Source organism: Streptomyces sp. NBC_00028, assembly GCF_045041065.1.
Classification (GTDB): Bacteria; Actinomycetota; Actinomycetes; order Streptomycetales; family Streptomycetaceae; genus Streptomyces.
This window is the reverse complement of record NZ_CP108293.1, coordinates 7,992,459-8,018,233: the sequence shown is the minus strand read 5'-3', so window position 1 is coordinate 8,018,233 and position 25,775 is coordinate 7,992,459. Positions and strand designations below refer to the sequence as shown.

Genomic DNA, 25,775 nt, shown 5'->3' with positions numbered 1-25,775 from the left:
CTACCCCCGCGTCAACGACAACAACTCCCGTGCCGGCCCTACCGGCCGATGCCCCGTCGGCCACACCGCCCGCAGGTCACGGGCCAGGGAGACGCCCTCCACCGGTACCGCCACCAACCTCCGCATCGCCAGTTCCTCCCCCACCGCCAGTTCGCTGAGTACCGCCGGCCCCGCCCCGCTCACCGCCGCCGCCTTCACCGCCGTAGTGGACGACAGTTCGATCAGCGGCCGCGCCAGGCCACCCAGCGCGGTGTCCAGGACCTGCCGCGTCCCCGACCCCTTCTCCCGCAGGATCAGCGGCGTCGACGCCAACTCCTCGGCGGCCAGCGGGCGTCGGCGACGGGCCCAGGGGTGGGCCGGGGCGGTGACGACGATGAGGCGGTCGTGGGCGATGACGACCGAGTCGAGGCCGGTCGGGACCGTCAGCCCCTCCACGAAGCCCAGGTCCGCCTCGTCGGTCAGGAGGCGTTCCGCCACCGCCGCGGAGTTGCCCGCCAACAACGACACGGCGGTGTCGGGGCGTTGGGCGCGCAGGGCGAGCAGCCAGCCCGGCAGCAGATACTCGGCGATCGTCATGCTCGCCGCCACCCTCAGCCGGGAGTCGCGCCGGTCACGCAGCGCCTGCGCCCCCGCGTCGAACGCCTCCGCCGCCTCCACGATCCGCCGCGCCCAGTCCGTGACCAGCGCCCCGGCGTCCGTCAGCCGCGAACCGCGGGGCGAGCGGTCCACGAGCGCCACGCCCAGTTGCCGTTCCATGGAGCGGATGCGGCTGCTGGCCGCGGGCTGGGTGATGCCGACCTCGCGGGCCGCCGCACCGAGGCTGCCGAGCCGCGCCACCGCCAGCAACAGCTCCAGCGCCCCCAGGTCAGGGACTCTGTGTGCCAGCGTGCCGGTGACCGTTCCCTCGCTGCTCATAAGCCCAGTTTATGTCCTCATAGAGACATCGTCCCTGGTGGGGAGCGCCGGGCCACGCGACGCTCGAAGCATGGTCACCGCAGCCCAGCCTCTCCTCCCCACCCGTGCCACCGCACGTCCCCCGCGCGCCACAGCCGTCCGTCACCTCGGACCGAACTGGTACGCCACCGTCATGGGCACCGCCATCGTCGCCACCGCCGGAGCCGGGCTGCCCGTCTCCGTTCCCGGCCTGCGCACCGCCCTCACCGGCGTCTGGGCGTTCTCCCTCGTCCTGCTCCTCGCCCTCCTCGGCGCCCGCGCCCTGCACTGGGCCCACCACCGCGACCAGGCCCGCGCCCATCTCCTCGACCCGGCGGTGGCCCCCTTCTACGGCTGTCCTGCCATGGCCCTGCTCGCGGTCGGCGGCGGTGCCCTCACCGTCGGCGTCGACTGGATCGGCACCGAGGCGGCGGTGGCGCTGGACGCCGTGCTGTTCACCATCGGGACGGCTGTCGGGCTCGCGGCCGCCGTCGCCGTCCCCTATCTGATGGCCGTACGCCATCGCATCGAGCCGGGACAGGCCACCCCCGTGTGGCTGCTGCCCCTCGTCGCGCCCATGGTGTCCGCGGCGCTCGGCCCGCTCCTCGTGCCCCATCTCCCGGCCGGTCAGGCGCAGGAGACCCTGCTGCTCGCCTGCGTCGCCCTGTTCGGGGTGTCGCTGCTGGCGACGCTGCTCATGCTGCCCCTCGTCTTCGGCCGGCTGATCACGAGCGGGCCGCTGCCGCTCGCCCTCACCCCGACCCTGTTCCTCGTCCTGGGTCCGCTCGGGCAGTCCACCACCGCGGTCAACAAGTTCGCGGACGTCGCCCTCGGTGTCGTACCGGACCCCTACAGCGGTGGTTTCTCGGTCCTCGCCGTGCTCTACGGCGTCCCCGTCATGGGCTTCGCCCTGCTCTGGTTCGCGCTCGCCGTCGCGCACGTCGTGCGGGCCCGCCGGGCGGGGATGGGGTTCGCGATGACCTGGTGGGCGTTCACGTTCCCGGTCGGAACCTGTGTCACCGGCGCGGAGGGGCTGGCCCGGCACACGGGGCTGGTCGTCCTCGACGGGCTCGCGGTCGGGCTGTACGTGGTCCTGGTCGCCGCCTGGGGGGTGGCCGCCCTGCACACCGTACGGGGGCTCGTCAGCGGTGAGCTGCTCGCAGGGCCTCGGCCAGTACCCGTGGCGCTTCCCGGAGGGACGGGCCGTACCAGGTGAGGTGACGGCCGCTGACCAGTGCGGCCGGGATCCCCTCGAACGCCTCCGGGCCGTCGTCCGCCGTGAAGCGGTACGGCTCGTCGGGGAGGACCACCACATCCGGTCGCCTCGCCCGCAACTCGTCGAGAGGGACGCGGGGATAGCGGTCGGGGTGCGTCGCGTACAGGTGGTCCACGCCCAGGCGGGCCAGTACGTCGCCCGCGAACGTGTCCCGGCCCAGCACCATCCATGGGCGGCGCCAGATCGGCACGACCGCCGTCGCCCGAACCGTCGGCGGCGGCCCCGACCAGGCCTCCTCCGCCTCGTCCAGCCAGCGCGGCCGTCCCCGCGCCCCGCACGCCGTCAGCACGCGGGCCAGCTCCCGAAAGGCCTGGGGCAGGTCGCGTACCTCGGTCACCAGGACCTCGACGCCCGCCGAGCGCAGGGCCGCCAGGTCGGGGACTCGGTTCTCCTCCTCGTTGGCGATCACCAGGTCGGGGGCGAGGGCGAGGAGGCCGTCGAGGTCGGGGTTCTTCGTACCGCCGATCCGTGTCACGTCCAGCTCCGCCGGATGCGTGCACCAGTCGGTGGCGCCGACCAGGGCGCCGGGGACGGTCTCGGCCACCGCCTCCGTGAGGGACGGGACCAGGGACACGACCCTCACGGACGTGGCCGGTCCTGGACCGCCTCGATGTGTTCGGCCACCGCGACGACGACCACCCGGGTGTCGGACACGGTCGCCCGCCAGCGGTGCCGCACCCCGCCGGTGAGGTAGAGGGTGTCACCCCGGCCGAGCCGGTAGGCCCGGCCCTCCGCCTCGATCTCCACGGCGCCGTCGGCGACGTACATCAACTGGTCGTTGCGGTACTGGAATTCACGCCGTGCGTCATGGTCGCCGGTGAACTCCTGGGCGTGCATCTGATGGTGACCGCGCACCAGGGAACGCACCCGGAGCTGGGGTTCCGCCTCCGCGCAGTCGGCGCGCACGACATCGACGCTGCACGCCGGGTCCGCGGCGGCGAGGAGTTCGACGGCGGTGGTGCGCAGGGCGTCGGCGACCTTCTCCAGGGAGCTGCGGCTGGGGCGCGCCCGTTCGTTCTCGATCTGGCTCAGGAAGGGGACCGACAGGCCGCTGCGTTCGGCCACGACGGCGAGGGTGAGTTCCAGCGCGCGACGCCGCCGCCGTACGGCAGCGCCCACCCGCAGGGGCTGTTCTTTGTGGTCGCCCATCGCTCCGGCTCCCTCCTTCGCTCGTCGCTCGGCACCCGTCGCTGAACATGTCTCTGTCGAGTTGTCTGCACCCTACGCATGTTCGGCAAACCGTTTCATGCGCCCGTCACATTGCCGTAAGCCCGGAGCGGGCATTCTCGCCAACTCCGGCCAGTAGATCAGCTCTCCGGCCGCCGTGTGAGGGAATTCCTCCGTCAGGACGAACGGCCTGACCACGACGGCCGGATGAGGCTCAGGTGACGACGTAGCTGTATGTGGTTGTCCGGTTTCTTTTGGTCGCGGCTACTGCGGGGTCATCCGCTCCACCATGTCCGGGTGCTTCTTCAGCCAGTCCTCGACCGCCTCGTCCTCGTGCCCCTGGCCGTGCGTGTTGATCGCGGCCTCCAGGGTGCCGAGCTCGTCCTCGCTCATATGGAAGCCCTTGATCCACTTGGTCAGCTGCGGATACTGCTCGGGGAACTTCTCGTTGGCGATGGTGCGGATCGTGTTCCCCTCGCCGAAGAGCTTCTTGCCGTCCTTCAGCTTGGTGAGGTCGTACTGGCTGTACGCCCAGTGCGGCGACCAGAGCACGACGGCGACGGGCTGCTTCTTGGCGTACGCGCGCTTGAGCTCGGCGAGCATCGCGGGCGTGGAGCCGTCGACGACGTCGTACTCCTTGTCCAGGCCGTAGCCGGGCAGGACCTTGTTCTTCAGGAGGTTCATCTCGCCGGTGCCCGGCTCGATGCCGATGATCTTCCCGTCGAAGAGGGCGGCCTTGCCCTTGAGGTCCTCGTAGGACTTGATCCCCTTGACGTACGAGGGGACGGCGACCTCCAGCGAGGTCGGCTGGTACCAGGTGCCGAGGTCGGCGAGTCTGTCCTTGTTCTTGTCCCAGTAGTTCGCCTGCGCGTACGGCAGCCAGGCGTCGAAGTTGAGGTCGAGGTCCCCGGAGGCGAGGCCGGTGTAGACCGGGCCGACGTCCATCTGCTTGAGGTTGAGCCGGTAGCCGCGCCGCTCCAGGACGTTCTTCCACAGATGGGTGACGGCGATGTCCTCGTCCCAGGGGAACCAGGCCACGTCAATCGGGTTCTTGGCCTCGGCGGGGGCGGCCGCCGTCTTCGCGACGGGGGCCAGCTTGTCGACCACGCCGGGGTTGTCCTTCAGCCAGGCGCGGACCGCGTCCTGCTGCTTGCCCTTGCCGGCCTTGTTGATCTCAGCCTCAAGGCTGGTGAGCTGCTTCTCGTCGAGCTTGAAGTCCTTCAGCCACTTGCCGACGACCGGGTTGTCGGCGGCGAAGCCCTTGCGGGCCACGGTGTGAATGCCGTCGCCGGAGCCCCACGCCCCCTTGGGGTCCTTGAGCTTCTTCAGGTCGTAGTCGTTGTACGCCCAGTGCGGCGACCAGAGCGTGACGACGATCGGGTCCTTCTGGGCGTACGCCCGCTTCAGCTCGGCCAGCATGGCGGGCGTGGAGCTGTCGACGACCTTGTACTCCTTGTCGAGGCCGTACGCCTTGAGGACCTTGCTCTTCAGCAGGGACATCTCACCGGCGCTCGACTCGATGCCGGTGATCTTCCCGCCGAACTCGGAGGCCTTGCCCTTGAGGTCGTCGAGCGAGTCGACGTCCTTCATGTACGACGGCACGCTCAGCTCCAGCGACGTCTTGTCGTACCAGGCGCCCAGGTCGTCCAGCTGGTTGCCGTACTTCTTCCAGTACTGCTCGTGGGTCGTCGGCAGCCAGGCGCCCGTCATGAAGTCGGCGTTGCCGGAGGCGACGGAGGTGTAGAGGGGGCCCGCGTCGAGCTGCTTGGCGTCCACCTGGAAGCCGCGCTGCTCCAGGATCTCCTTCCAGAGGAAGGTGGAGGCGACGCCGTCGTCCCAGGGGACGTAGCCGATGCTGACCTTCTTGCCCTGGCCTACGTCCTTGCCGTCGGCGACCGGAGCCGTGCTGTCGCCGCTGCCGCCGAACATGCCCATGCCGCCCGCGACCAGGGCGAGGATCACGATGCCGATCACGGCGACCTGGGGGCGGGGGCGGTACGACCAGATCTTCAGCCCCTGGGCCGCGCGGGCCCGGGCGGCGGCGCGGCGGCCCAGCGGGGAGACCTGGGTGCCGAGGGCGCCGGTCATCCGGTCGAGGTAGATCGCGAGGATCACGATGGCCACGCCCGCCTCGGAGCCGAGGCCGACGTCGAGCTGGCCGATGGCCTCGTTGACCCGGCCGCCCAGGCCGCCGGTGCCGACCATGCCGGCGATCGCGGCCATGGACAGGCCGAGCATGATGACCTGGTTGACGCCGGCCATGACGGTCGGCAGGGCGAGCGGCAGCTGGACGCGCAGCAGGGTGTCCCTGGGAGTCGTGCCGAACGCCTCGGCCGCCTCGACCAGTTCCTTGTCGACCTGACGGATACCCAGCTCGGTCATGCGCACGCCGGGGGCGAGCGCGAAGATCAGGGTGGCGACCATGCCCGCGGAGGCGCCGGTGCCGAAGAAGAGGATCGCCGGGATGAGGTAGATCATCGCGGGCAGCGTCTGCATGAAGTCCAGGACCGGCCGGACCAGTCCGCTGACCCGGTCGGAGCGGGCCGCCCAGATGCCCACCGGTACGGCGATCACCAGGGCGATGAGCGTGGCGACGAGGACCAGGGAGAGGGTCACCATCGCGTCGTCCCACAGTTCGAGGGAGTCGATGAAGGCGAAGCCCACGAAGGTGAGCAGGCCGGCCGTGGTGCCGCGCAGCCAGAAGGCGATCACGGCGAAGATGCCCGCGAGGAGCAGGGGTTCGGGCGCCTGGAGGACGGCGTCGATGCCGTCGTAGGCGCCGGTGAAGACGGTCTTGAGGAAGTCGAAGAGCCAGGCCATGTGGCCGAGCAGCCAGTCGACGGCGTCGTTGACCCAGTCGCCGAGCGGAATCCTAGGCACGGGCCACCGCCTCCGCCTTGTCGTCGCCCGCCCGGGGCGCGGGGATGGCCTGTCCGTCGGCGAGGAAACCGATCAGCCGGCGGCCGGGGACCACGCCGACGAGCCGGCGGCTGTCGTCCAGCACCGCCACGGGGTGCGTCGAGCGGGCGCTCATCGCACAGAGTTCGGTGAACGGGGTGTCGGGCGTCGCGGTCTCGCAGCCGCTCGTACAGCCGCAGTCGGCCTCGTCGCCCCGCACGTCGGTGTCCATGACGGCGGACGCGGTCAGGACGCGGGAGCGGTCGACGTCCTGGATGAAGGAGGCGACGTAGTCGTTCGCGGGCCGCACGAGGATGTCCTCGGCGGTGCCGTTCTGGACGATCCGGCCGTCGCGCATGACGGCGATCCGGTCACCCAGGCGCATGGCCTCGTTGAGGTCGTGGGTGATGAAGACGATCGTCTTCTTCAGGGTCTGCTGGAGCTGGAGCAGCTGGTCCTGCATGTCCCGGCGGATCAGCGGGTCGAGGGCGCTGAAGGACTCGTCCATCAGCAGCAGGTCGGCGTCGGTGGCCAGGGCGCGGGCCAGTCCCACGCGCTGCTGCATACCGCCGGACAGCTCGTCGGGCCAGGACTTCTCCCAGCCGGCGAGGCCGCACAGCTCCAGCGCCTCGGTGGCCCGCTTCATGCGCTCGGCCTTGGCGACGCCCTGCACGGCGAGGCCGTAGGCGGCGTTCTCCAGGACACTGCGGTGCGGGAACAGCGCGAAGTGCTGGAAGACCATGCTGATCTTGCGGGCGCGGACCTCGCGCAGGTCCCGGTCGCCGAGGGCGGTCAGGTCCTGGCCGTCGAAGCGGACGGTGCCCGCGGTCGGTTCCAGCAGCCCGTTGAGCATGCGCAGCAGCGTCGACTTGCCGGATCCGGACAGGCCCATGACGACGAAGATCTGGCCGGGGTCCACGGTGAAGGAGGCGTCGATGACGGCGGCGGTCGTGCCGTCGGTGCGCAGCTCCTCCCGGTCGGCTCCATCGCGCAGTCTCTCGACTGCCTCACTCGGTCGTCTGCCGAACACCTTGTAGAGATGTTCGGCCTCTAGGCTGGCTGACACGCGTACCTCTTGCGTCGGGGGCGGGGGTCAGTGGCGGCGCCTGCCCCCCGCCGACCAGGACAAACCGGGAAGTGGTTCAGTTCACAACCAGTCCGCAGGATCCCCGTACCGGTCCGTAGGATCACCGTCGACGCTTCACATCGGTGCTGGGGGGACGGCTGTGGAACGACCGGACGACAGACGCGCATCCGTGCTGCGCTTCGCGACGGAGCTGGTGGCGTGGGTCGCCGCGCCCTGGGCTCTGGCCCCGTACTCCTGGGCGCTCGCCGTCCTCGCGGTGGTGGTCCTCATCGGTCTGCCGACCGTGTTCTCCACACCGGGCGACAAGGCGCAGGTGATCGTCCCGGTGTCCGGCGCGGTCACGATCCTGCTGGTGCTGCTCCAGCTCGTCACGGCGGTGGTCGCGGCGTGGTGGGCCTGGCCGGTGTGGGCGGCGGTGGTCGTGTCGGTGCTGGCCGCGGCGACGCTGGTCACCGAGCGGCCGCGGTGGCGATGGCTGCTGACCGGCGTCGGCACCGGCGGGTGAGTGTCGGTGCCGTACGGCATGATGCGAGGCGTGACCGGACGACTCATGCTTCTCGACACCGCCTCGCTCTACTTCCGCGCCTACTTCGGCGTCCCGGAGTCCGTGAAGGCCCCGGACGGCACGCCGGTGAACGCCGTGCGCGGACTGCTGGAGTTCATCGACCGCCTGGTCAGGGACCATCGCCCCGATGAGCTGGTGGCCTGCATGGACGCCGACTGGCGTCCCCAGTGGCGGGTCGATCTGATCCCCTCCTACAAGGCCCACCGCGTCGCCGAGGAGCACGAGGTGGGACCGGACGAGGAGGAGGTGCCGGACACGCTGTCGCCCCAGGTGCCGGTCATCGAGGCCGTCCTGGACGCGCTCGGCATCGCGCGCGTGGGCGTCGCGGGCTACGAGGCGGACGACGTGATCGGCACGTTCACCGCGCGGGCGAAGGGCCCGGTCGACATCGTCACCGGCGACCGCGACCTGTACCAGCTGGTGGACGACGCCCGCGGCATCCGCGTGCTGTACCCCCTCAAGGGCGTGGGCACGCTCCAGCTCACCGACGAGGCGTGGCTGCGCGAGAAGTATGGGGTCGACGGACGGGGGTACGCGGACCTTGCGCTGCTGCGCGGCGACCCGAGCGACGGTCTGCCGGGGGTGCCCGGCATCGGGGAGAAGACGGCGGCCAAGCTGCTGGCCGAGTTCGGCGACCTGGCCGGGATCATGGCGGCGGTCGACGACCCGAAGGCGAAGCTCACGCCGTCGCAGCGCAAGCGCCTCGACGAGTCGCGGCCGTATGTCGCGGTGGCGCCTACGGTCGTGAAGGTCGCCGACGACGTCCCGCTGCCGGACGTCGACCCGACGCTGCCGCGCGGCCCGCGGGACCCGGCCGCGGTGGAGGAGCTGGCGGCACGCTGGGGCCTGGGCGGGTCGCTGCAGCGGCTGCTGACGACCCTGACTCCGTAAATCACCTTCTCCGTCGAGAGAATTATCCTCTCATCAGAGGGAAACCGCGCTCTCACGTTTGGCTTAATCTTGCCCTCAGACAAGGGGTGTTAAGTAAGGGGAGATGCTAACTTAGGTAAGCCTAAGCATGGAAGCAGGGAGGCCGCCATGGCAGAACGACCGGGACGCAAGCCGCGGAAGCCGCATTCCGCGCAGGTCGTCCGCACCGAGCGACTGACCCCGCACATGCAGCGGGTCGTGCTCGGTGGCGAGGGGCTCGCCGATTTCGCGGCGGACACCTGCACCGACCATTACGTGAAGCTGTTGTTCCCGGCGGGGGGTGCCGTCTATCCCGAGCCCTTCGACATGGAACGGATCCGCGAGGAGTTCCCGCGCGAGCAGTGGCCGGTGACCCGGACCTACACGATCCGCCACTGGGACGCCGAACACCGCGAGATGACCCTGGACTTCGTGATCCACGGCGATGAAGGCCTCGCGGGTCCTTGGGCGGTGCGTGTACAGCCGGGCGAGACCGTCCGCTTCATGGGCCCCGGTGGCGCCTACGCCCCCGATGCCGCCGCCGACTGGCATCTGCTCGTCGGCGACGAGAGCGCGCTGCCCGCCATCGCCCGCTCCCTGGAGTCCCTGCCCGACGGTGTCACGGCGCACGCCTTCGTCGAGGTGTCGGGACCCGAGGAGGAGCAGAAGATCGACTCCGATGTGGAGGTCGTCTGGGTGCACCGCGGGGACCGGCCGGTCGGCGAGGCGCTGACCGAGGCCGTACGCGCGCTGGAGTTCCCCGAGGGGCGGGTGCACGCGTTCGTCCACGGCGAGGCGCACTTCGTGAAGGAGTTGCGGCAGCTGCTGCGCGTCGAGCGCCAGATCGCGCGCGAGGACCTGTCGATCTCCGGCTACTGGCGGCTCGGCCACAACGAGGACGGCTGGCAGGCCTCGAAGCGGGAGTGGAACGCCCGGATCGAGAGCGAGCAGGAGGGCACGCCGGCGGCGTAGCGCCACGGCGGCCGAGCGGTTCAGGAGGGCGCCCGAGCGCCCTCCTTCGCCTTTCCCGCTACACCGACCGCTGATACGACCTGAACGTCCGTATCGACAGCCACACAGCCGCCACCGCGAGCGCCAGCAGCGCCCCGCCGCGCCCCAGCACCGCGCCCCAGTCAGGGTGGTCGGACAGTGCGGAACGACCGGCCACCATCGCCCAGTTGAGCGGGTTGAAGTCGGCGATGTGCCGCATCCAGGACGGCATCTGACTCGGTGCCATGAAGGCGCTGGAGAGGAAGGTCAGCGGCAGCAGCAGGAAGGTGTTGATGCCGATGATCGACTCGCGCTCCCGCACCAGCATCCCGAGCGCGTTGGACAGTGCTCCGAAGACGGTGCCGAGCAGGACCGAGGCGAGGACCAGTACGACGACGCCCGCGATCCCGCCGGGGTAGTCCGCGCCGCCCAGCAGTCCGAGCAGCACGATGACGACCGACTGGAGGGCGGTGACCAGGCCGTTGTTGACGACGTTGCCGTTCATCAGGGCGGCCCGGCTGACCGGGGTGGTCAAAAAGCGGTCGAGGGTGCCGCGCTGGATCTCGTCGAGCGTGGTCATCCCCGCCCACATGTTGGAGCTCAGCGCGCTCATCACGACCACGCCGGGGACGAGGTAGTCGAGGTAGGAGGTGGTGCCGAAGCCGCCGAGCTCGACGACGTCGCGGAACAGGCTGCCGAAGAGGAACAGCCAGATCACAGGCTGGATCAGCGTGATGATCGCGTAGGCGGGCTGCCGTACGAACACCATGAGCTGGCGCTGCGTCATGTACCAGGTCTGGGAGACGGCGGTGCTCATCGGGTGCCTCCCGCGGGAACCAGCTCTTCGGTGTCCACGGTTTCCGTGCTCTCCGTGTAGCGCCGCCCCGTGTAGCGCAGATACACGTCGTCGAGCGAGGGGCGGGCGACGGTCGCGGCGCCGACGCCGACACCGGCCCGCTCCAGGGCGCCGAGCAGGGCGGGCATCGCGGCCGCCCCGTCGTCGGCGCGGACGCTGACGCGCCGGCCGTCCATCAGCACCTCGTGCACCCCGGGCAGTCCGCCGAGGGCGCTCCCCAGCAGCGTACGACCGGCTTCACCGACCGTGGCGCGCAGTTCCAGGTGGACGGCGTCGCCGCGGAGTTCGCCCTTGAGGGCGTCCGGGGTGCCTTCGACGACGACCCGGCCGCGGTCGACGATCGCGACGCGCTCGGCGAGCCTGTCGGCCTCTTCGAGGTAGTGCGTGGTGAGCAGGATGGTCAGCCCCTCCTCACCGGCGAGCCGGCCGATCTCGTCCCACATGGCACTGCGGGCCTGCGGGTCGAGGCCGGTGGTGGGCTCGTCGAGGAAGAGGACCTCGGGGCGGTGCACCAGGCCGAGGGCGACGTCGAGCCGGCGTCGCATGCCGCCGGAGTAGCCCTTGACCTGGCGGTTCGCGGCGTCGGAGAGGCTGAAGCGGTCGAGCAGCTCGGTCACCCGGTGGTCGAGGGCGGCGCCCTTCACGCCGTGGAGCCTGCCCTGGAGTCGCAGGTTCTCGCGGCCGGTGGCGACGGGGTCGGCGCCGGAGTTCTGGGCGACCACGCCGATCGCGCGGCGGACCCGGTCCGGGTGGCGCAGTACGTCCTGTCCGGCGACGGTGGCCGCGCCGGAGTCGGGACGGGCCAGGGTGGTGAGGATCTTGACGGTGGTGGACTTGCCGGCGCCGTTGGGGCCGAGGAGCCCGAAGACCGTGCCGGGTTCGACGGTGATGTCCAGGCCGTTGAGGGCGGTGACGTCACCGGGGTAGGTCTTGATCAGCTGACGCGCCTCGACTGCGGGCGCACGGGTGTTCATGGCAGGTGCTCTCCTGGATGAGCGGATGACAGCTGATCCGCCAGAGGGGCACCGGGCTATCCTGGGTGTGCCGCACCTCGATCGCCTGGATGTGCCTCACGGCGGATTCAGCTCGGGGTTCGAGGCCCTGGCACCGCTGCTGCAACAGCCGTGCCGGGGCCTGTTCTTGTTCTGCTTCAGGTCACGTCTTCTCGTGCAGGGTCTTCCACTCCTCGATGCCGGGCAGTGCGCCCGCCTTGATCTCGTCGAGGAAGCCACGCACCCACGCCGCCTCCGCCTCCACCATGTGGAGCTGGTACTCGTTCTCCACGAGGAAGAGCCGGGGCAGCGTCTCGTACAGCTTCTCCAGCGCGCCACGGCTGCTCGCCGCCTGGACCAGCAGGGCGTCGAGCCGTTCCTCCAGCAGCGTCACCACGTCGTCGGGGTGCAGCACACCGAGCAGTGAGAGCGCGGTCTCGAAGATCGGGTACTCCTTGGCCGGGTAGGCGACCAGGTCCGACATCCACTCGGTGGTCTCCTGGCGGCCGGCGGCGGTGATGCCGTAGACCGTGCGCTCGGGGCGGTTGCCCTGTCGCTCCACGTCCGTGACCTCGACGAAGCCGTGCTTCTCGAGGCTCTGCACGACGGTGTAGAGCGAGCCGTAGTTGATCTTCGTGCTGGAGTCCTTGCCCTGGCGGCGCAGGGTCTGGGCGATCTCGTAGGGATGCATCGGCTTCTGCCACAGCGTCGCCAGCACGGCGAGCGCCAGGGGGTTGCGGAGCTTACGTCGTCGCATGAGTCCGGTTCACCTCGCATCCCACCCGTATCCGAATATCCGTAGCCGAACATATCGCGACCTAGAGCCACCCGTCAATAGACACGATGTATCGCGTTCTGGAGGCTCACGCAAGGGCGTGAGGACTTGGGACCGCCTTCGACATGGCCGCGTCATCGGGGCGAAACAGCCCCTCGCCCAGATTTCGTCAGGGACCACCACCCCGTCCGACCTCCGCCCCGATCCACCGCACTCCCCCGACGACCGCTCCCTCACCGCGTTCGGCTACCGCCAGGAGCTGCACCGCAGCCTCGGCCGGTACGCCTCGTTCGCGGCCGGGTTCTCCTTCATCTCCGTCCTGACGACGGTCTTCCAGTTCTTCGCCTTCGGGTACGCGTTCGGCGGCCCCGTCTTCTTCTGGGCCTGGCCCGCGGTCCTGCTCGGCCAGCTGATGGTCGCCGCCTGCTTCGCCGAACTGGCGGCGCGCTATCCGATCTCCGGCGCGATCTACCAGTGGTCGTCCCGCCTCTCGAACCTCACCTTCGGCTGGTTCGCCGGCTGGATCATGGTGATCGGACAGATCGTGGTCGTCGCGGCGGCGGCCCTGGCGCTCCAGATGGTGCTGCCCGCCATCTGGTCCGGCTTCCAGCTGGTCGGCACCGACCCGGCACCGACCTCGGCGGACGGCGCGGCCAACGCGGCCCTGCTCGGGGTGGTCCTGCTGGCGCTGACGACCCTGGTGAACGTCCTGGACAACCGCGTGATGTCCGTGATCAACCGGGTCGGCGTGACCGCCGAGATCATCGGCGCGGTGCTGATCGTCGTCCTGCTGCTCACCCACTCCGAGCGCACCCCGGGCATCACCTTCCACACCGAGGGCGCCGCGCAGAGCGGGCTGCTGGGGGCGCTGCTGGTGGGTTCGTTCACGGCCGCGTACGTGATGATCGGCTTCGACAGCGCGGGCGAGATGAGCGAGGAGACGCACCGTCCCCGCCGTACCGCGCCCCGGACGATCCTCACCGCGCTGGGCGCGGCGGGGCTGCTCGGCGGGCTGATCGTGCTGGGCGGCCTGCTGGCGGCGCCCAGCCTCACGGACGGGCGCCTCGCGGTCGACGGGCTGAGCTACGTCCTCACCAGCAGCCTGGGCGACGGCGTGGGCAAGGTGCTGCTGGCCGACGTGGTGGTGGCGATCGCGGTGGCGACCCTCGCGATCCAGACGGCGGCCTGCCGGATGCTGTTCTCCATGGCCCGCGACCGCCAACTGCCCTTCTCGGCCCGGCTCGCCCGGGTCAACCCCCGTACCGGCATGCCGACCGCGCCCGCACTCGTCGTGGGCGTCCTCGCCGCGGCCCTGCTCCTGCTGAACTTCGCCTCCCCGGAGGCGTTCCTGGCCATCGGCACGACCTGCATCGTGATGCTGTACCTGGCGTACGCGATGGTCACCGGCCCGCTCCTCGTCGCCCGGCTGCGCGGCCGCTTCACCACCGACGGCACCGACGAGACGGGCGCGCAGCTCTTCTCCCTCGGCCGCTGGGGCGTCCCGGTCAACGCCCTCGCCCTCGTCTACGGCCTCCTCATGGCCGTCAACCTGGCCTGGCCCCGAGCCGCGGTGTACGACCCGGCGGGCGGCCACTGGTACTTCCAGTGGTTCACGGTGCTGTTCCTCGGCGTCACCGTCGCGGCGGGTGTGGCCTACCGGGCCCGCAAGGCCCGGTCGACGCTCCCCGCGGAGGCCGTCGCCCCGGCCTGACGATCCACCCTGCCGGTCCTGACGATCTAGTCTGGCCGGTGATGAGACGCAAGAACCGGATCCCGCCCTCTCCCCTCCCCCAGCGCGAGGGGGTGGACCCGGTGCGGGTCCGGCTGCCCCCCGACGGACCGTGGGGCACGGTCCGGGAGTACCTCGTGCAGCGGCTCAGCGGGGCGGAGGCCGGGGTCGTCGACGGGATGTTCACGGCGGGGCAGGTCGTCGCCGCGGACGGACGGGCGGTGGCACCCGACGCGGAGTACGTCCCCGGCCTGTACGTGTGGTTCCACCGGGAGCTGCCCCCCGAGGTGCCGGTGCCGTTCCCGCTCGGGATCGTGTACCGGGACGAGCACATCGTCGTCGCCGACAAGCCGCACTTCCTGGCCACCACTCCGCGCGGCAGCCATGTCACCGAGACGGCGCTCGCCCGACTGCGCCGGGACCTGGACATCCCGGCGCTGGGCGCCGCCCACCGCCTCGACCGGCTCACCGCCGGACTCGTGCTGTTCACGGTGCGCCCCGAGGAACGGGGCGCGTACCAGACACTGTTCGCCAGGCGGCGGGTGCGCAAGGAGTACGAGGCGATCGCCCCGTACGACCCGACGCTCGCCCTGCCCCGGACCGTGCGCAGCCGGATCGTGAAGGAACGCGGGGTGCTGGCCGCCTACGAGGTGGAGGGCGAGCCCAATGCCGTCAGCGGCGTCGAACTCGTCGACCACCGCGACGGACTCGGCCGGTACCGACTGCTGCCGGCCACCGGGCAGACCCATCAGCTGCGGGTCCATATGAACGCGCTGGGTCTGCCCCTGCTCGGTGATCCGCTGTACCCCGTGGTGACGGACGCCGTGCCGGCCGGTGACTTCCGGCGACCGCTGCAACTGCTCGCGCGCTCACTGGAGTTCACCGACCCGGTCACGGGGACGGAGCACCGGTTCCGCAGCACCGGAGTGCTGGAGGCCTGGTCCTCGTACACCGGCTGGGCCGGTCAGTAACCCCGCCACCAGCGCAGGAACCGCCGCCAGGCGCCCATCGGCCGGACGGGTTCGGGCGTGGGGGCGGGCGGCTGCGGCGGCGCGGCGGCCGGCTGGGGTTCCACCGCGGCCGGTGTCTCCGGCGCCGTCGGCTCCGTGCCCAGCTGCCAGGCGGGCCGCTGCTGCGGCACCGGGGCGTGGCCCGGCTTCTGCATGATGTCCTGCTGCGGCTTCGGTGCGAACCGGACCGGCAGTTCCACCAGATGCCGCGAGGAGATCGACTGACGCCACTCCAACTCGTCCTCGTCGCAGTCGAGTTGGACGTCCGGCAACCGCATCAGCAGCGCGTCGACACCCGTGTCCGCGATGCCACGGGCGATGTCCTGTCCGGGGCACTCGTGCGGGCCGCCACCGAAGGCGAGGTGGGAACGGTTGCCCTGCATACCGGCGTTGAGGTCGGGGCGGACCCGGGGGTCGACGTTGCCCGGCGCGATGCCGAACAGCAGGCCGTCACCCTTGCGGATGCGCTGACCGCCCAGCTCGGTGTCCTGCTTGGCGTAGTAGGCGAAGACGGTGCTGAACGGCGGCTCGTCCCACAGGGACTGCTCGACCGCTTCCTGCACGGTCATCTGGCCACCGTTCAGCTGGGCGCGGAAGCCCGGGTCGGTGAGGACCATGCGGATGACGTTGCCGATGAGGTTGACCGTGGCCTCGTAGGCGGCCATGAGGACGAGCCAGAGGTGGGTGGTGACCTCGTCGTCGGTGAGCTTCGCCGGGTGCAGCACGAGGTGGCTGGCGAAGTCGTCGTGGGGCTCCCTGCGGCGGCGTTCGGCGAGCCGCTGGAGGACGCCCATGACGTACCCCTGGCTGGCGTTGGCGGTCTCGGTGCCCTTGAGGAGGTCGCGGGTGGCCTGGACGAGCCGGTCGTTGTACTCGTCGGGCATGCCGAGGATCTCGCACAGGATGGCCATCGGCAGATGCTCGGCGAACTGGCTCATGAGATCGGCCTCGCCGGTCTCGCAGAAGTCGTTGACCAGGCGCTGGGTGTAGCGGTTGATGTGGCGGCGGATGGAGCGGTAGTCGATGGTCGACATGGCGCCGGTGACCGCGCCGCGCAGCCGCAGATGCTCGTCGCCCTCGGCGTAGGAGCAGATGGGCGCCCAGGCGATGTGCGGCATCATCGGGTGGTCGGGCTTGACCATGCCCTCGATCTGCGGGGTCCAGATGCGGCTGTCCCGGCAGAAGTGCGAGGGCGTGCCCACCAGATGGAGGTTCTCGGCGTGGCCGAGGACGATCCACATCGGTACGTCGTCGTGGAGCAGCACGGGCGCCACCGGGCCGTGGTCCTGGCGGAGTTGCTCGTAGAGCCCTTCGAGGTCCTCCGCCTCGGGGCCGTACAGCCGGTGCAGTCCCCCGGGGCCGCGGCCGTGGGCGGGGCAGCCGGGGGGCGGGCCGGCCAGGGGGCCGGCACCGGTCGGGGAGTGGGATTCAGGCGTCACAGTGATCGCTCCGAAGTGGATCCGGTTGCAGGGAAGTTGAGGTCGGGTGGCGGCGCCCGGCAAAGCTCGGGACGTCAGGTGAGCGCGCCCGTCATCGCGAGCGAGTGCAGGAAACGCATCAGGGTCATCAGCACATCGCGGCTGGACGCCCGGCGGCGCGCGTCACACTCCACGATGGGGATCTCCGGGGCCAGGTCGAGCGCGCTGCGCAGGTCCGCGACGGGGTAACGCGGCCCGTCCGGGAAGCTGTTGACGGCGACGACGAAGGGCACTCCGCGCTCCTCCAGCCGTCCTATGACGTCGAAGCTCACTTCGAGGCGGCGGGTGTCGACGAGGACCACCGCGCCGAGCGCGCCTTCGAACAGGCCGTTCCACAGGAACCAGAAGCGTTCCTGGCCGGGGGTGCCGAACAGGTACAGCACGAGCTGGTCGGTGATGCTGATACGGCCGAAGTCCATGGCGACGGTGGTGGCCGTCTTGGTGTCGGAGCCGAAGTTGTCGTCGACCCCGATCCCGGCCTGCGTCATGGTCTCCTCGGTGGTCAGCGGCCTGATCTCACTGACCGAGCCGACCATCGTCGTCTTGCCGACTCCGAAGCCGCCCACGATCACGATCTTCACCGCGGCCTGGGCCGTGTGCGGCAGATGATCCTCTGAGCGTGGTCCGGGGATGGTGTCAGAGCCTTTGAAGTCCATGCATCACCGCTTCGAGAAGGGAACGGTCGGGGAGCGCCTGCCGCACGATCGGGGCGCGCGCCTGCACCAGTTCGGCCGTCAGCATCTCCGTGAGCAGCACGGTCACCACGCTGAACGGCAGGTTGAGATAGGCCGAGAGCTCGGCCACCGAGAGGGGTGCCGTGGTGAGCCGGAGCATCGCCGTCTGCTCGGGCGTCGCGGAGGGCGGTGGGTCGGCGCGCGCCACGATTAACGTGACGAGGTCGAGGTCGGCGCGCTCGCCGTCCGGTCCCGCGACCACGTACAGGCGTTCCGGAGGGCGCTTTCCACCGCCCTCTCCCTCGGGCTTGGGGACCGGTTCGACGACTTCGGGACTGGGGTATCGCCGCTGGCGTTGCGGAGGAGTCATACGGTCTGGCCGTTGCGCCTGGGCGGACTGGTCAGATGGGCGCCGATCCGGACGACCAGATCGCGCATTCTGTTGCTCATCAGTCCTGGTTCGGCGACCACGTCGGACAGGACCGCGAGGTACGCGTTGGGGCCCGCGGCCATCAGATAGAAGTAGCCGCCGTTGATCTCGATGAGGACCATCTTCATCCGGCCGTCGCTGCCCGGGATCTCGTGGGCGACGGCTCCGGCGAGGCTCTGGAGCCCCGCGCAGGCCGCGGCGACCCGGTCGGCCGCGTCCGGGTCGCCGCCGTGGCGGGCGATGCGCAGTCCGTCGGCGGAGAGCACCACGATCATCTCGATGCCCGGTACGCCATCGGCGAGATCCTTGAGCATCCAGTCGAAGTTGGCGCGCTGCTGGATCACTTGTGGTCCCTCTCGTCGTCGGCCTCGATGCGGGCCGGCTCGGTGGTCTGCTGGGTGAGTGCGGTCGGGTCCGGGTCGCCCTTGAGTCCGTTCCAGAACGCCTCGACCCACAGGCCGGGTTCGGGTTCCTTCTGCTCCGGCACGGGGGCGGGGGCGGGCGTCGACCAGATGGACGGCTTGCCCTCCCGCTCGGCCTTCTCGGCGGCGGCCTGTTCGGCGAGCCGCTGGCTGAGCGGGATCTTGACCCGACTGCGGCGCTGCGGCAGCCCGCCCGCGGTCCATTCGGTCACCTCGGGGACCTCGTCCTCCATGGACATGGTGGCCGGGATGCGGGGGCTGGTGGGGCGGCGCCTCTTGGGTGCGCGCTTGGGACCTTCGAGCGCACCTTCGGTCTTCGGCACGGCGCCGGCGCCGATGCCGTGGGCGAGTCCGGGGGCGGGCTCGCTCGTCATCATCTCGCGCGGCACGACGAGGACGGCGCGGACACCGCCGTACGCCGAACTGCGCAGCGAGACCTGCATGTCGTACTGCGAGCACAGGCGCCCCACGACGGCCAGGCCCAGGCGCGGGGAGTCGCCGAGGTCCTGGAGGTCGACGCCGGCCTGGGCCCGCTCCAGCATGCCCTCGGCCTTGTTGCGGGCCTCCTCGCTGAAGCTGACGCCGGCGTCCTCGATCTCGACGGCGACACCGGTCTGCACCTCGGTCGCGGTGACGTGGACCTTGGTCTGCGGTGGCGAGTAGCGGGTGGCGTTGTCCAGGAGTTCCGCGACCGCGTGGATGACCGGCTCGACGGAGATGCCGCGGATGTTGACCTGGGCGATGGAGTCCAGCTTGATGCGGCGGTACTCGAGGATGCGGGACATGCCGCCGCGCAGCACGCTGTAGAGCGGGACGGGGTCGGGCCACTGGCGGCCGGGGCGGCCGCCGCCGAGGACCGAGATGGAGTCGGCGAGGCGGCCGATCAGCGCGGTGCCGTGGTCGATGCGCAGGAGGTCGTCGAAGACCTCGGGGTTGCGGCCGTGGTCCTCCTCCATCTCGCGCAGTTCCTTGTTCTGCTGGTGGACGATGGCCTGGACGCGGCGGGCGATGCTGACGAAGGACCGCTGGGCGGAGTCGCGCAGGGCTTCCTCGCGGTCGATGATGTCGAGGACCGTCGAGAGCACCATCAGCTGCGACTCGGGGAGCTCGCGGTAGGAGGGGTCGATGTCGCCGATGCGGCGAATCACCTCACCGGGCGAATTTCCGGATCGCAACCGGTGGATCGCGGCGGGTGCGATCTCCTTGGCGAAGCGGAGCATCTCGCCCTCGTGGGAGGCGACCCGGCGTTCCAGATACGCGGTGTGACGAGCGTGCTCGTCCCGCAGGTCACGCAGGGCCCGGCCGCGACGTACCGCTTCGGCCGCCGTCGCGAGCACCAAGAGCATGGCGACGCCGCCGCACCAGCCGACGGCTGTGCGGGCGGGCTCCGACACTGCGGCGGCTGCGGCTCCGGTCGCCGCGGCCATCAGTATCGCGGGCAGCAACAGCACGCGCGCGTAGGGAAGTTCACGGCGTCCGGGTGGGGATTGAACACTCACCATGTAGGCCCTCTGAAAACATATCGGCTGGGAGGCGCATATTTGGGGAACAAGCGCCCGAATACATCTCAACTCGGTGCGCTGCGGGCGAGCTTAGTCCGACCGGATCATCGCCGTGTCATATTCGGCAAGCGCCTGAAACGCACCTCGCGACAGGAGTACTCTCGGCTCCATTTACACACTGAGCCGCCGTTCGCACACGGTGCGTCACGGTGGACAGACGTACGAAAACCACTCACCGTGACGAGTGAAGAGCCGCTTCCCGTAAGGGGATTCAGACCCCGGCGATACGCAGCGCGGCGTCGGCCGTCGCCTCCGCGAACACCGACACGGGACGCTCGGGGTCGGAGCGGCGGACGAGGATAACCCCCTCGATCAGCCCGAAGACCAGGTCGGTGCGCAGATCCAGCTCGCTCTTGGCGAGCGCGCCCCCGGACACGGTCGCGGCGAGCAACTGACGGTAGGCGTCCTTGAGTTCGGCCCGTACGGCGTGGAACCCGGCGAACCGCTCGGCGCGCACCTCGGGCAGCAGATACAGGCCGCCCAGGTTGTGCGGGCCGCCGCACAGCACCTCGACGTCCGCACGGCACAGCTCCCACAGCCGGTCCCCGGCCGGTGTCGCGTCGTCGGCGAGGAGCTCACGGGCGTACGCCAGGGACGGGGTGACCGTGGACTCCAGGAGCTGGGCGAGCAGTTCCTCCTTGCCGGAGACGTAGTGGTACATGGAGGCCTGGCGCATGCCCGCGCGCTCGGCGACGGCCCGGGTGGTGGTGGCCGCGTAGCCACGGGTGGTGAACAACTCCGCGGCGGCGGCGAGGAGTTCGTCGCGCGGCTCCAGGCCGCTGTCCGGCCGCTGCGCGGCGCGCGGCCTGCCGACCCGTCGCCCACCTGTCGCTCCCATGGGTTCGATCCTCGCACAGGGCGCTGCCCGGCGATCTCCGGCCGGCCGGGGGGTGAGCCCTCGGTAACCGCCCCGCAACACCCGGGCAACCCGAGCGAACCACCCCGCCCCTAATTTCTGTCGCACGACAGAAATAGACCGGAGCCGGAGGTCCCGCGATGGCCACAGCGACCACATACGGAGCGCGCGATCACGCCCGCGCCCAACAGGGCACGCGCACCGAGGCCATGACGGTGGTACCGGCCGCCGACTGGCCGGATCCCCCCTGCGAGGCGGGCCATCTGGTGTGGGCCGAGACGGTCGCGGGCGGCAACTACACCCACCGCGTCCTCACCCGCGGCACCGAGCTGCGCCTGACCGACCTGCGCGGCGACGCCTGCGCCCACCTTCTGCTCTACGCGGCGGACCGCCCCTGGGAGCGGCTGAACGTCGCCGACACGGTGAAGGTGCAGTGGAACGCCTACCTCGGCGAGGGTCGGCTGCTCCTGTCCGACCAGGGCCGCGTCCTCGCGACCGTCGTCGCCGACACCTCCGGCCGCCACGACACGCTGTGCGGGACCTCCAGCCTCGTACGCAACACCGAGCGGTACGGCGACGGCACCCCGCAGTCCGCCTCCCCCGCCGGACGCGAGCTGTTCAAGCTGGCGGCGGCCAAGAACGGTCTTGAGCCCCGCGATCTGCCGCCCTCGCTCTCCTTCTTCCAGGGCGTGGAGGTCCACGAGGACGGCGCCCTGGACTTCACCGGCTCGGCCGGAGCGGGCGCCGGCGTCACCCTGCGCACCGAGCAGGACGTCACCGTGCTGATCGCCAACGTCCCGCACCCGGCCGACCCGCGCCCCGACTACGTCAGCACCCCGCTGGAGGTCCTCGCCTGGCGCGCCGGACCCACCGCACCCGGCGACCCGCTCTGGGACGCCACGCCCGAGGGCCGCCGCGCCTTCCTGAACACCGCCGAATTCCTCGCCGCGAGGGGGCTCGCATGACGTCCGTGATTCCCGCGAAGGCCGTCGGTCCTGTGCGGGCCGCCGATCCCGCGAAGACCGCCGATCCCGTACAGACCGCCGATCCCGCGAAGACCGCCGATCCTGTGAAGGCCGTCGTTCCCGCTCGCGCCGCCTGGTCCGCCGTCCTGCGTTCCGGCGAGACGCTCACCCTCACCGATCTGCACGGCAACCAGGCCGTCGACTTCCTCGTCTACGACGCCCACGACACGTCCGTCCGCTACAGCGCGCCCGACACCATCCACGCCCAGGGCGGCATCTTCCTCACCACGGGCAGCGTGCTGATGTCCAACGAGCACACACCGCTGATGACGGTCGTCGCCGACGACGTCGGCCGCCACGACACGGTCGGCGGCGCCTGCTCCAAGGAGTCGAACACCCTCCGCTACGGCCACCACACCTGGTCGCAGCACGCGTGCGTGGACAACTTCCTCGCCGAGGGCGCCCGTTACGGCCTGGGCAAGCGGGACCTGGTCTCCAACATCAACTGGTACATGAACGTGCCGGTCGAGAAGGACGGCACCCTCGGCATCGTGGACGGCATCTCGGCGCCGGGGCTGTCCCTCACCCTGCGCGCCGACCGCGACGTCCTCGTGCTCGTCTCCAACTGCCCCCAGATCAACAACCCCTGCAACGGCTTCGAACCGACCGCGGTGGAGATGACGATCGGGGCCGCCGGATGAGCTTCGACACGCTGCTGGTCGCGAACCGGGGTGAGATAGCGGTACGGATCATCCGCACGGCACGGGAGTTGGGCCTGCGCACGGTCGCCGTGTACTCCGATCCCGACCGCTCGGCACCCCACGTCCGCCTCGCCGACGAGGCGGTGCGGCTCGGTCCGGCGCCCGCGAAGGAGTCCTACCTCGACGCCGACCTGGTCCTGAAGGCCGCCAAGGACACCGGCGCGGGGGCCATCCATCCCGGGTACGGCTTCCTGTCCGAGGACGCCGAGTTCGCGCGCCGCTGCGAGGCCGCCGGGATCGTGTTCGTCGGCCCGACGCCGGAGCAGCTGGAGCTGTTCGGCGCCAAGCACACCGCGCGGGCGGCGGCCGAGGCCGCGGGGGTACCGCTGGCGCCGGGGACGGGCCTGCTGGCCTCTCTGGAGGAGGCGCACGCACGGGCGTCCGCGATCGGCTACCCCGTCATGCTCAAGGCGACCGGCGGGGGCGGCGGCATCGGCATGTCGGCCTGCCGCTCCGCCGCCGAACTCACCGACGCCTGGGAGCGGGTGCAACGCGTCGCCGCCGCCTCCTTCTCCTCGGCGGGCGTCTTCCTGGAGCGCCTGGTCGAGCACGCCCGCCATGTCGAGGTACAGGTCTTCGGCGACGGCACGGGCCGGGTCGTCACCTTCGGCGACCGCGACTGCTCCCTGCAACGCCGCAACCAGAAGGTCCTGGAGGAGGCACCGGCCCCAGGGCTACCGGACCATGTCCGCCATCAACTCGCCGAGTCCGCCCGCGACTTGTGCGCCTCCGTCGACTACCGGTCCGCCGGGACCGTCGAGTTCGTCTACGACGCCGCGCGCGAGGAGGCGTACTTCCTGGAGGTCAACACCCGTCTCCAGGTGGAGCATCCGGTCACCGAGGAGATCTACGGCGTCGACCTGGTCGCCTGGATGCTGCGTCTGGCCCGCGGCGAGACGGACGTCGTCCGCACCCCCGGCCCACCGCGCGGGCACGCCGTCGAGGCCCGCGTCTACGCCGAGGACCCCTCGCGCGAACACCGGCCCAGCGCGGGCCTGTTGACGCGGGTCGAGTTCCCGCCCGGCGTCCGCGTCGACGGCTGGGTGGAGACGGGCACCGAGGTGACGACGTCGTACGACCCGATGCTCGCGAAGGTCATCGCGTACGGCTCGGACCGCGCGCACGCACTGCGCCGGCTCGACGAGGCGCTGGCCCGCACCCGTGTCGACGGCATCGAGACCAACCTCGGCCTGGTCCGCGCCGCCCTCGCGGACCCGCGCTTCACCCAGGCGACGCACTCGACCGCGACCCTGGCGAGCATCGCCGACCCCACCCCCCGCATCGAGGTCGTCTCCGGCGGCACCCTCACCACCGTGCAGGACTGGCCCGGCCGCACCGGCTACTGGCAGGTCGGCGTCCCCCCGTGCGGCCCGATGGACGACCGCGCCTTCCGGCTCGGCAACCAGGCGCTCGGCAACCACGAAGGCGCCCCCGGCCTCGAATGCACCCTCCAAGGCCCCTCGTTGAGGTTCACCCACCCCACCACCATCTGCGTCACCGGCGCCCCGGCCGAGGTCACCGTGGACGGCGTACCGGTCCCGCAGTGGGAACCGGTGACGGTGCCCTCGCACGCGACGCTCTCCATCAGTGCCCCTCGGGAACACGGCCTGCGGACCTACGTCCTCGTCGCCGGCGGCCTCGACGTCCCCGCCTTCCTCGGCAGCGCGAGCACCTTCACCCTCGGCCGCTTCGGCGGCCACGGCGGCAGGGCCCTGCGCACCGGTGACGTCCTGCACGGCGGAACCCGGACCACCGGCACCCCGGTCACCGACCGCCCCACCTACGGCTCGACCTGGCACATCGGCGCCGTCGAAGGCCCGCACGCGGCACCGGAGTTCTTCACCGAGGACGACATCCGCGACTTCTACGCCGCCGACTGGAAGGTGCACTTCAACTCGGCCCGCACCGGCGTCCGTCTCGTCGGCCCCAAGCCCCGCTGGGCCCGCACCGACGGCGGCGAGGCGGGCCTGCACCCGTCCAACATCCACGACACCCCGTACTCGGTCGGCGCCGTCGACTACACCGGCGACATGCCGGTACTCCTCGGCCCCGACGGACCGTCCCTCGGCGGCTTCGTGTGCCCGGCGACGGTCCTGAGCACCGAGCGCTGGAAGCTGGGCCAGCTGCGCCCGGGGGACACCGTGCGCTTCACTCCCGTGACCGTGGACGGCTCACCCCGCCCGGAGATCGTGGACGGCGGCATCCTCGCCCGTGACGGGGACGTGACGTACCGCCGCAGCGGCGACGACAACCTGCTCGTCGAATTCGGCCCCATGCACCTCGACCTGGCGCTGCGCATGCGCGTCCACGCCCTGATGGAGGCGGTGGCCGCGGACGGCCCCGAGGGCATCACGGACCTCACCCCGGGCATCCGCTCCCTCCAGATCCAGACGGACCCGACCCGACTCTCCCAAACCCAACTCCTGGCCGCCGTGCGCGAGATCACCGCAGGACTCCCGCCCACGGACGAACTCGTCGTCCCCTCCCGCACCGTCCACCTCCCCCTGTCCTGGGACGACCCGGCGACCCGCGAGGCGATCGCCCGCTACATGGCGGGCGTCCGCGACGACGCGCCCTGGTGCCCCTGGAACATCGAGTTCATCCGCCGCGTCAACGGCCTGGCGTCCGTGAACGACGTGTACGACACGGTCTTCGCCGCCGAATACCTCGTCCTGGGCCTGGGAGACGTCTACCTGGGCGCCCCCGTCGCCACCCCCCTCGACCCCCGCCACCGCCTGGTGACCACCAAGTACAACCCGGCCCGCACCTGGACCGCCGAGAACTCCGTCGGCATCGGCGGCGCCTACCTGTGCGTCTACGGCATGGAGGGGCCCGGCGGATACCAGTTCGTGGGCCGCACGACCCAGGTGTGGTCGGGGTGGCAGCAGCGCGGCGCGTTCGAGCCGGGGTCGCCTTGGCTGCTGCGCTTCTTCGACCGGATCAAGTGGTATCCGGTCGGCCCGGACGAACTCCTCGACCTGCGGGCCGACATCACCTCGGGCCGCTTCGTGCCGCGTATCGAGGAGGGCACCTTCTCGCTCGCCGAGTACCAGGGCTTCCTCGCCGAGAACGCCGACTCCATACGGGAGTTCAAGGCACGGCAGCAGTCGGCGTTCACCGCGGAGCGCGACGCGTGGGAGGCCGCGGGCGAGTTCACCAGGGCGGAGACGGCGGCCGTACCGGCTCCCCCGGCCGAGGTGACGGTCCCCGCGGGCGGGAGCCTGATCGAGGCCGAGTTCGCCGCCTCCGTATGGCAGTTGAACGTCGCACCCGGTGACGAGGTGACGGCCGGGCAGCCGCTGCTCGCGCTGGAGGCGATGAAGATGGAGTCCAGGGTGCACGCGCCGGTCGACGGCGTGGTGGCGGAGATCCTGACCAGACCGGGCGACCAGGTGGAGGCGGGGACGGCACTGCTGGTCCTCGCGCCCGCGAACTGAGAG

At 70.9% G+C, this 25,775-nt stretch carries 23 protein-coding genes; 9 read left to right on the top strand and 14 right to left on the bottom strand.

Annotated features, from left to right (window positions below; translation table 11 throughout):
* Positions 1 to 915, bottom strand: a complete 915-nt coding sequence (locus OG885_RS36140) for a LysR family transcriptional regulator (RefSeq protein ID WP_405738941.1) — start codon at positions 913 to 915, stop codon at positions 1 to 3.
* Positions 916 to 985: 70 nt separating this feature from the next.
* Here OG885_RS36140 and OG885_RS36135 point away from each other — a divergent pair, with 70 nt between their 5' ends.
* A complete protein-coding gene (locus tag OG885_RS36135) occupies positions 986 to 2,149 on the top strand; it encodes a TDT family transporter (protein WP_405738938.1) in 1,164 nt (387 codons plus the stop codon).
* Here the strand turns inward: OG885_RS36135 and OG885_RS36130 are convergent.
* From OG885_RS36130 to OG885_RS36115, 4 genes are all read right to left on the bottom strand, one after another.
* Positions 2,076 to 2,792: a helical backbone metal receptor gene (locus OG885_RS36130; RefSeq protein WP_405738935.1), complete on the bottom strand. Its 717-nt coding sequence runs from the start codon at positions 2,790 to 2,792 to the stop codon at positions 2,076 to 2,078. The two genes, OG885_RS36135 and OG885_RS36130, sit on opposite strands and share 74 nt — an antisense overlap.
* On the bottom strand, positions 2,789 to 3,358 hold the full coding sequence (locus OG885_RS36125; RefSeq protein WP_405738932.1) for a helix-turn-helix domain-containing protein: 570 nt from the start codon (positions 3,356 to 3,358) through the stop codon (positions 2,789 to 2,791). The genes OG885_RS36130 and OG885_RS36125 overlap by 4 nt, the downstream gene beginning before the upstream one ends.
* A 282-nt stretch (positions 3,359 to 3,640) precedes the next feature.
* Complete coding sequence (locus tag OG885_RS36120) at positions 3,641 to 6,256, bottom strand: ABC transporter permease/substrate binding protein (RefSeq protein ID WP_405738929.1); 2,616 nt, start codon at positions 6,254 to 6,256, stop codon at positions 3,641 to 3,643.
* Entirely contained in the window at positions 6,249 to 7,340 is a 1,092-nt protein-coding gene (locus tag OG885_RS36115; RefSeq protein WP_405738926.1) for a glycine betaine/L-proline ABC transporter ATP-binding protein, read from the bottom strand. Before OG885_RS36115 ends, OG885_RS36120 begins: the two co-directional genes overlap by 8 nt.
* A 160-nt stretch (positions 7,341 to 7,500) precedes the next feature.
* Between OG885_RS36115 and OG885_RS36110 the strand changes: the two genes are divergently transcribed.
* From OG885_RS36110 to OG885_RS36100, 3 genes are all read left to right on the top strand, one after another.
* Positions 7,501 to 7,866 carry a hypothetical protein gene (locus OG885_RS36110; protein ID WP_405738923.1) on the top strand — a complete coding sequence of 122 codons (366 nt, stop codon included), beginning with the start codon at positions 7,501 to 7,503 and terminating at the stop codon, positions 7,864 to 7,866.
* A gap of 21 nt (positions 7,867 to 7,887) precedes the next feature.
* Positions 7,888 to 8,817: a 5'-3' exonuclease H3TH domain-containing protein gene (locus OG885_RS36105; RefSeq protein WP_405743026.1), complete on the top strand. Its 930-nt coding sequence runs from the start codon at positions 7,888 to 7,890 to the stop codon at positions 8,815 to 8,817.
* A gap of 147 nt (positions 8,818 to 8,964) precedes the next feature.
* Positions 8,965 to 9,807 (top strand): siderophore-interacting protein, encoded by an 843-nt coding sequence (locus tag OG885_RS36100; protein WP_405738920.1) that lies wholly within the window; start codon positions 8,965 to 8,967, stop codon positions 9,805 to 9,807.
* A gap of 58 nt (positions 9,808 to 9,865) precedes the next feature.
* Here the strand turns inward: OG885_RS36100 and OG885_RS36095 are convergent, their stop codons facing one another.
* The 3 genes from OG885_RS36095 to OG885_RS36085 all read right to left on the bottom strand — a co-directional run bounded on the left by OG885_RS36095 (position 9,866) and on the right by OG885_RS36085 (position 12,430).
* Positions 9,866 to 10,642: an ABC transporter permease gene (locus tag OG885_RS36095; RefSeq protein ID WP_405738917.1), complete on the bottom strand. Its 777-nt coding sequence runs from the start codon at positions 10,640 to 10,642 to the stop codon at positions 9,866 to 9,868.
* A complete protein-coding gene (locus OG885_RS36090; RefSeq protein WP_405738914.1) occupies positions 10,639 to 11,655 on the bottom strand; it encodes an ATP-binding cassette domain-containing protein in 1,017 nt (338 codons plus the stop codon). The genes OG885_RS36095 and OG885_RS36090 overlap by 4 nt, the downstream gene beginning before the upstream one ends.
* 181 nt (positions 11,656 to 11,836) lie before the next feature.
* Complete coding sequence (locus OG885_RS36085; RefSeq protein ID WP_405738912.1) at positions 11,837 to 12,430, bottom strand: PadR family transcriptional regulator; 594 nt, start codon at positions 12,428 to 12,430, stop codon at positions 11,837 to 11,839.
* Positions 12,431 to 12,611: 181 nt separating this feature from the next.
* On the opposite strand from OG885_RS36085, the gene OG885_RS36080 reads away from it, so the two are divergent.
* Both OG885_RS36080 and OG885_RS36075 read left to right on the top strand, forming a co-directional pair.
* Positions 12,612 to 14,159: an amino acid permease gene (locus OG885_RS36080; protein ID WP_405743024.1), complete on the top strand. Its 1,548-nt coding sequence runs from the start codon at positions 12,612 to 12,614 to the stop codon at positions 14,157 to 14,159.
* A gap of 41 nt (positions 14,160 to 14,200) precedes the next feature.
* Positions 14,201 to 15,148: a pseudouridine synthase gene (locus tag OG885_RS36075; RefSeq protein WP_405738909.1), complete on the top strand. Its 948-nt coding sequence runs from the start codon at positions 14,201 to 14,203 to the stop codon at positions 15,146 to 15,148.
* Here the strand turns inward: OG885_RS36075 and OG885_RS36070 are convergent.
* From OG885_RS36070 to OG885_RS36045, 6 genes are all read right to left on the bottom strand, one after another.
* Positions 15,142 to 16,626: a cytochrome P450 gene (locus tag OG885_RS36070; RefSeq protein WP_405738906.1), complete on the bottom strand. Its 1,485-nt coding sequence runs from the start codon at positions 16,624 to 16,626 to the stop codon at positions 15,142 to 15,144. The genes OG885_RS36075 and OG885_RS36070 overlap by 7 nt on opposite strands.
* Before the next feature lie 74 nt (positions 16,627 to 16,700).
* Entirely contained in the window at positions 16,701 to 17,321 is a 621-nt protein-coding gene (locus OG885_RS36065; protein ID WP_405738903.1) for a GTP-binding protein, read from the bottom strand.
* Positions 17,302 to 17,709: a DUF742 domain-containing protein gene (locus tag OG885_RS36060; RefSeq protein ID WP_405738900.1), complete on the bottom strand. Its 408-nt coding sequence runs from the start codon at positions 17,707 to 17,709 to the stop codon at positions 17,302 to 17,304. The genes OG885_RS36065 and OG885_RS36060 overlap by 20 nt, the downstream gene beginning before the upstream one ends.
* Entirely contained in the window at positions 17,706 to 18,113 is a 408-nt protein-coding gene (locus tag OG885_RS36055) for a roadblock/LC7 domain-containing protein (protein ID WP_059196512.1), read from the bottom strand. The genes OG885_RS36060 and OG885_RS36055 overlap by 4 nt, the downstream gene beginning before the upstream one ends.
* Positions 18,110 to 19,693 carry a sensor histidine kinase gene (locus tag OG885_RS36050; protein ID WP_405738896.1) on the bottom strand — a complete coding sequence of 528 codons (1,584 nt, stop codon included), beginning with the start codon at positions 19,691 to 19,693 and terminating at the stop codon, positions 18,110 to 18,112. Before OG885_RS36050 ends, OG885_RS36055 begins: the two co-directional genes overlap by 4 nt.
* A 271-nt stretch (positions 19,694 to 19,964) precedes the next feature.
* Positions 19,965 to 20,591, bottom strand: a complete 627-nt coding sequence (locus OG885_RS36045; RefSeq protein WP_405738893.1) for a TetR/AcrR family transcriptional regulator — start codon at positions 20,589 to 20,591, stop codon at positions 19,965 to 19,967.
* A gap of 158 nt (positions 20,592 to 20,749) precedes the next feature.
* Here OG885_RS36045 and OG885_RS36040 point away from each other — a divergent pair, with 158 nt between their 5' ends.
* The 3 genes from OG885_RS36040 (at position 20,750) to OG885_RS36030 (ending at position 25,772) form a co-directional block, all read left to right on the top strand.
* Positions 20,750 to 21,574: an urea amidolyase associated protein UAAP1 gene (locus tag OG885_RS36040; protein ID WP_405738890.1), complete on the top strand. Its 825-nt coding sequence runs from the start codon at positions 20,750 to 20,752 to the stop codon at positions 21,572 to 21,574.
* Between the two features lie 104 nt (positions 21,575 to 21,678).
* The gene (locus OG885_RS36035) at positions 21,679 to 22,275 is read left to right on the top strand and encodes an urea amidolyase associated protein UAAP2 (protein ID WP_405743022.1); all 597 of its coding nucleotides are present in this window, start codon (positions 21,679 to 21,681) and stop codon (positions 22,273 to 22,275) included.
* The gene (locus tag OG885_RS36030) at positions 22,272 to 25,772 is read left to right on the top strand and encodes a 5-oxoprolinase/urea amidolyase family protein (protein ID WP_405738887.1); all 3,501 of its coding nucleotides are present in this window, start codon (positions 22,272 to 22,274) and stop codon (positions 25,770 to 25,772) included. Before OG885_RS36035 ends, OG885_RS36030 begins: the two co-directional genes overlap by 4 nt.
* The last annotated feature ends 3 nt before the right edge of the window (positions 25,773 to 25,775 follow it).

What these genes read in the sequence shown, in the direction of transcription:
- OG885_RS36140 (WP_405738941.1), bottom strand. Translation starts at nt 915, where the DNA reads ATGAGCAGCGAGGGAACGGTCACCGGCACGCTGGCACACAGAGTCCCT.
- OG885_RS36135 (WP_405738938.1), top strand. Translation starts at nt 986, where the DNA reads ATGGTCACCGCAGCCCAGCCTCTCCTCCCCACCCGTGCCACCGCACGT.
- OG885_RS36125 (WP_405738932.1), bottom strand. Translation starts at nt 3,358, where the DNA reads ATGGGCGACCACAAAGAACAGCCCCTGCGGGTGGGCGCTGCCGTACGG.
- OG885_RS36105 (WP_405743026.1), top strand. Translation starts at nt 7,888, where the DNA reads ATGCGAGGCGTGACCGGACGACTCATGCTTCTCGACACCGCCTCGCTC.
- OG885_RS36100 (WP_405738920.1), top strand. Translation starts at nt 8,965, where the DNA reads ATGGCAGAACGACCGGGACGCAAGCCGCGGAAGCCGCATTCCGCGCAG.
- OG885_RS36095 (WP_405738917.1), bottom strand. Translation starts at nt 10,642, where the DNA reads ATGAGCACCGCCGTCTCCCAGACCTGGTACATGACGCAGCGCCAGCTC.
- OG885_RS36090 (WP_405738914.1), bottom strand. Translation starts at nt 11,655, where the DNA reads ATGAACACCCGTGCGCCCGCAGTCGAGGCGCGTCAGCTGATCAAGACC.
- OG885_RS36085 (WP_405738912.1), bottom strand. Translation starts at nt 12,430, where the DNA reads ATGCGACGACGTAAGCTCCGCAACCCCCTGGCGCTCGCCGTGCTGGCG.
- OG885_RS36075 (WP_405738909.1), top strand. Translation starts at nt 14,201, where the DNA reads ATGAGACGCAAGAACCGGATCCCGCCCTCTCCCCTCCCCCAGCGCGAG.
- OG885_RS36065 (WP_405738903.1), bottom strand. Translation starts at nt 17,321, where the DNA reads ATGGACTTCAAAGGCTCTGACACCATCCCCGGACCACGCTCAGAGGAT.
- OG885_RS36060 (WP_405738900.1), bottom strand. Translation starts at nt 17,709, where the DNA reads ATGACTCCTCCGCAACGCCAGCGGCGATACCCCAGTCCCGAAGTCGTC.
- OG885_RS36050 (WP_405738896.1), bottom strand. Translation starts at nt 19,693, where the DNA reads ATGGTGAGTGTTCAATCCCCACCCGGACGCCGTGAACTTCCCTACGCG.
- OG885_RS36045 (WP_405738893.1), bottom strand. Translation starts at nt 20,591, where the DNA reads ATGGGAGCGACAGGTGGGCGACGGGTCGGCAGGCCGCGCGCCGCGCAG.
- OG885_RS36040 (WP_405738890.1), top strand. Translation starts at nt 20,750, where the DNA reads ATGGCCACAGCGACCACATACGGAGCGCGCGATCACGCCCGCGCCCAA.
- OG885_RS36030 (WP_405738887.1), top strand. Translation starts at nt 22,272, where the DNA reads ATGAGCTTCGACACGCTGCTGGTCGCGAACCGGGGTGAGATAGCGGTA.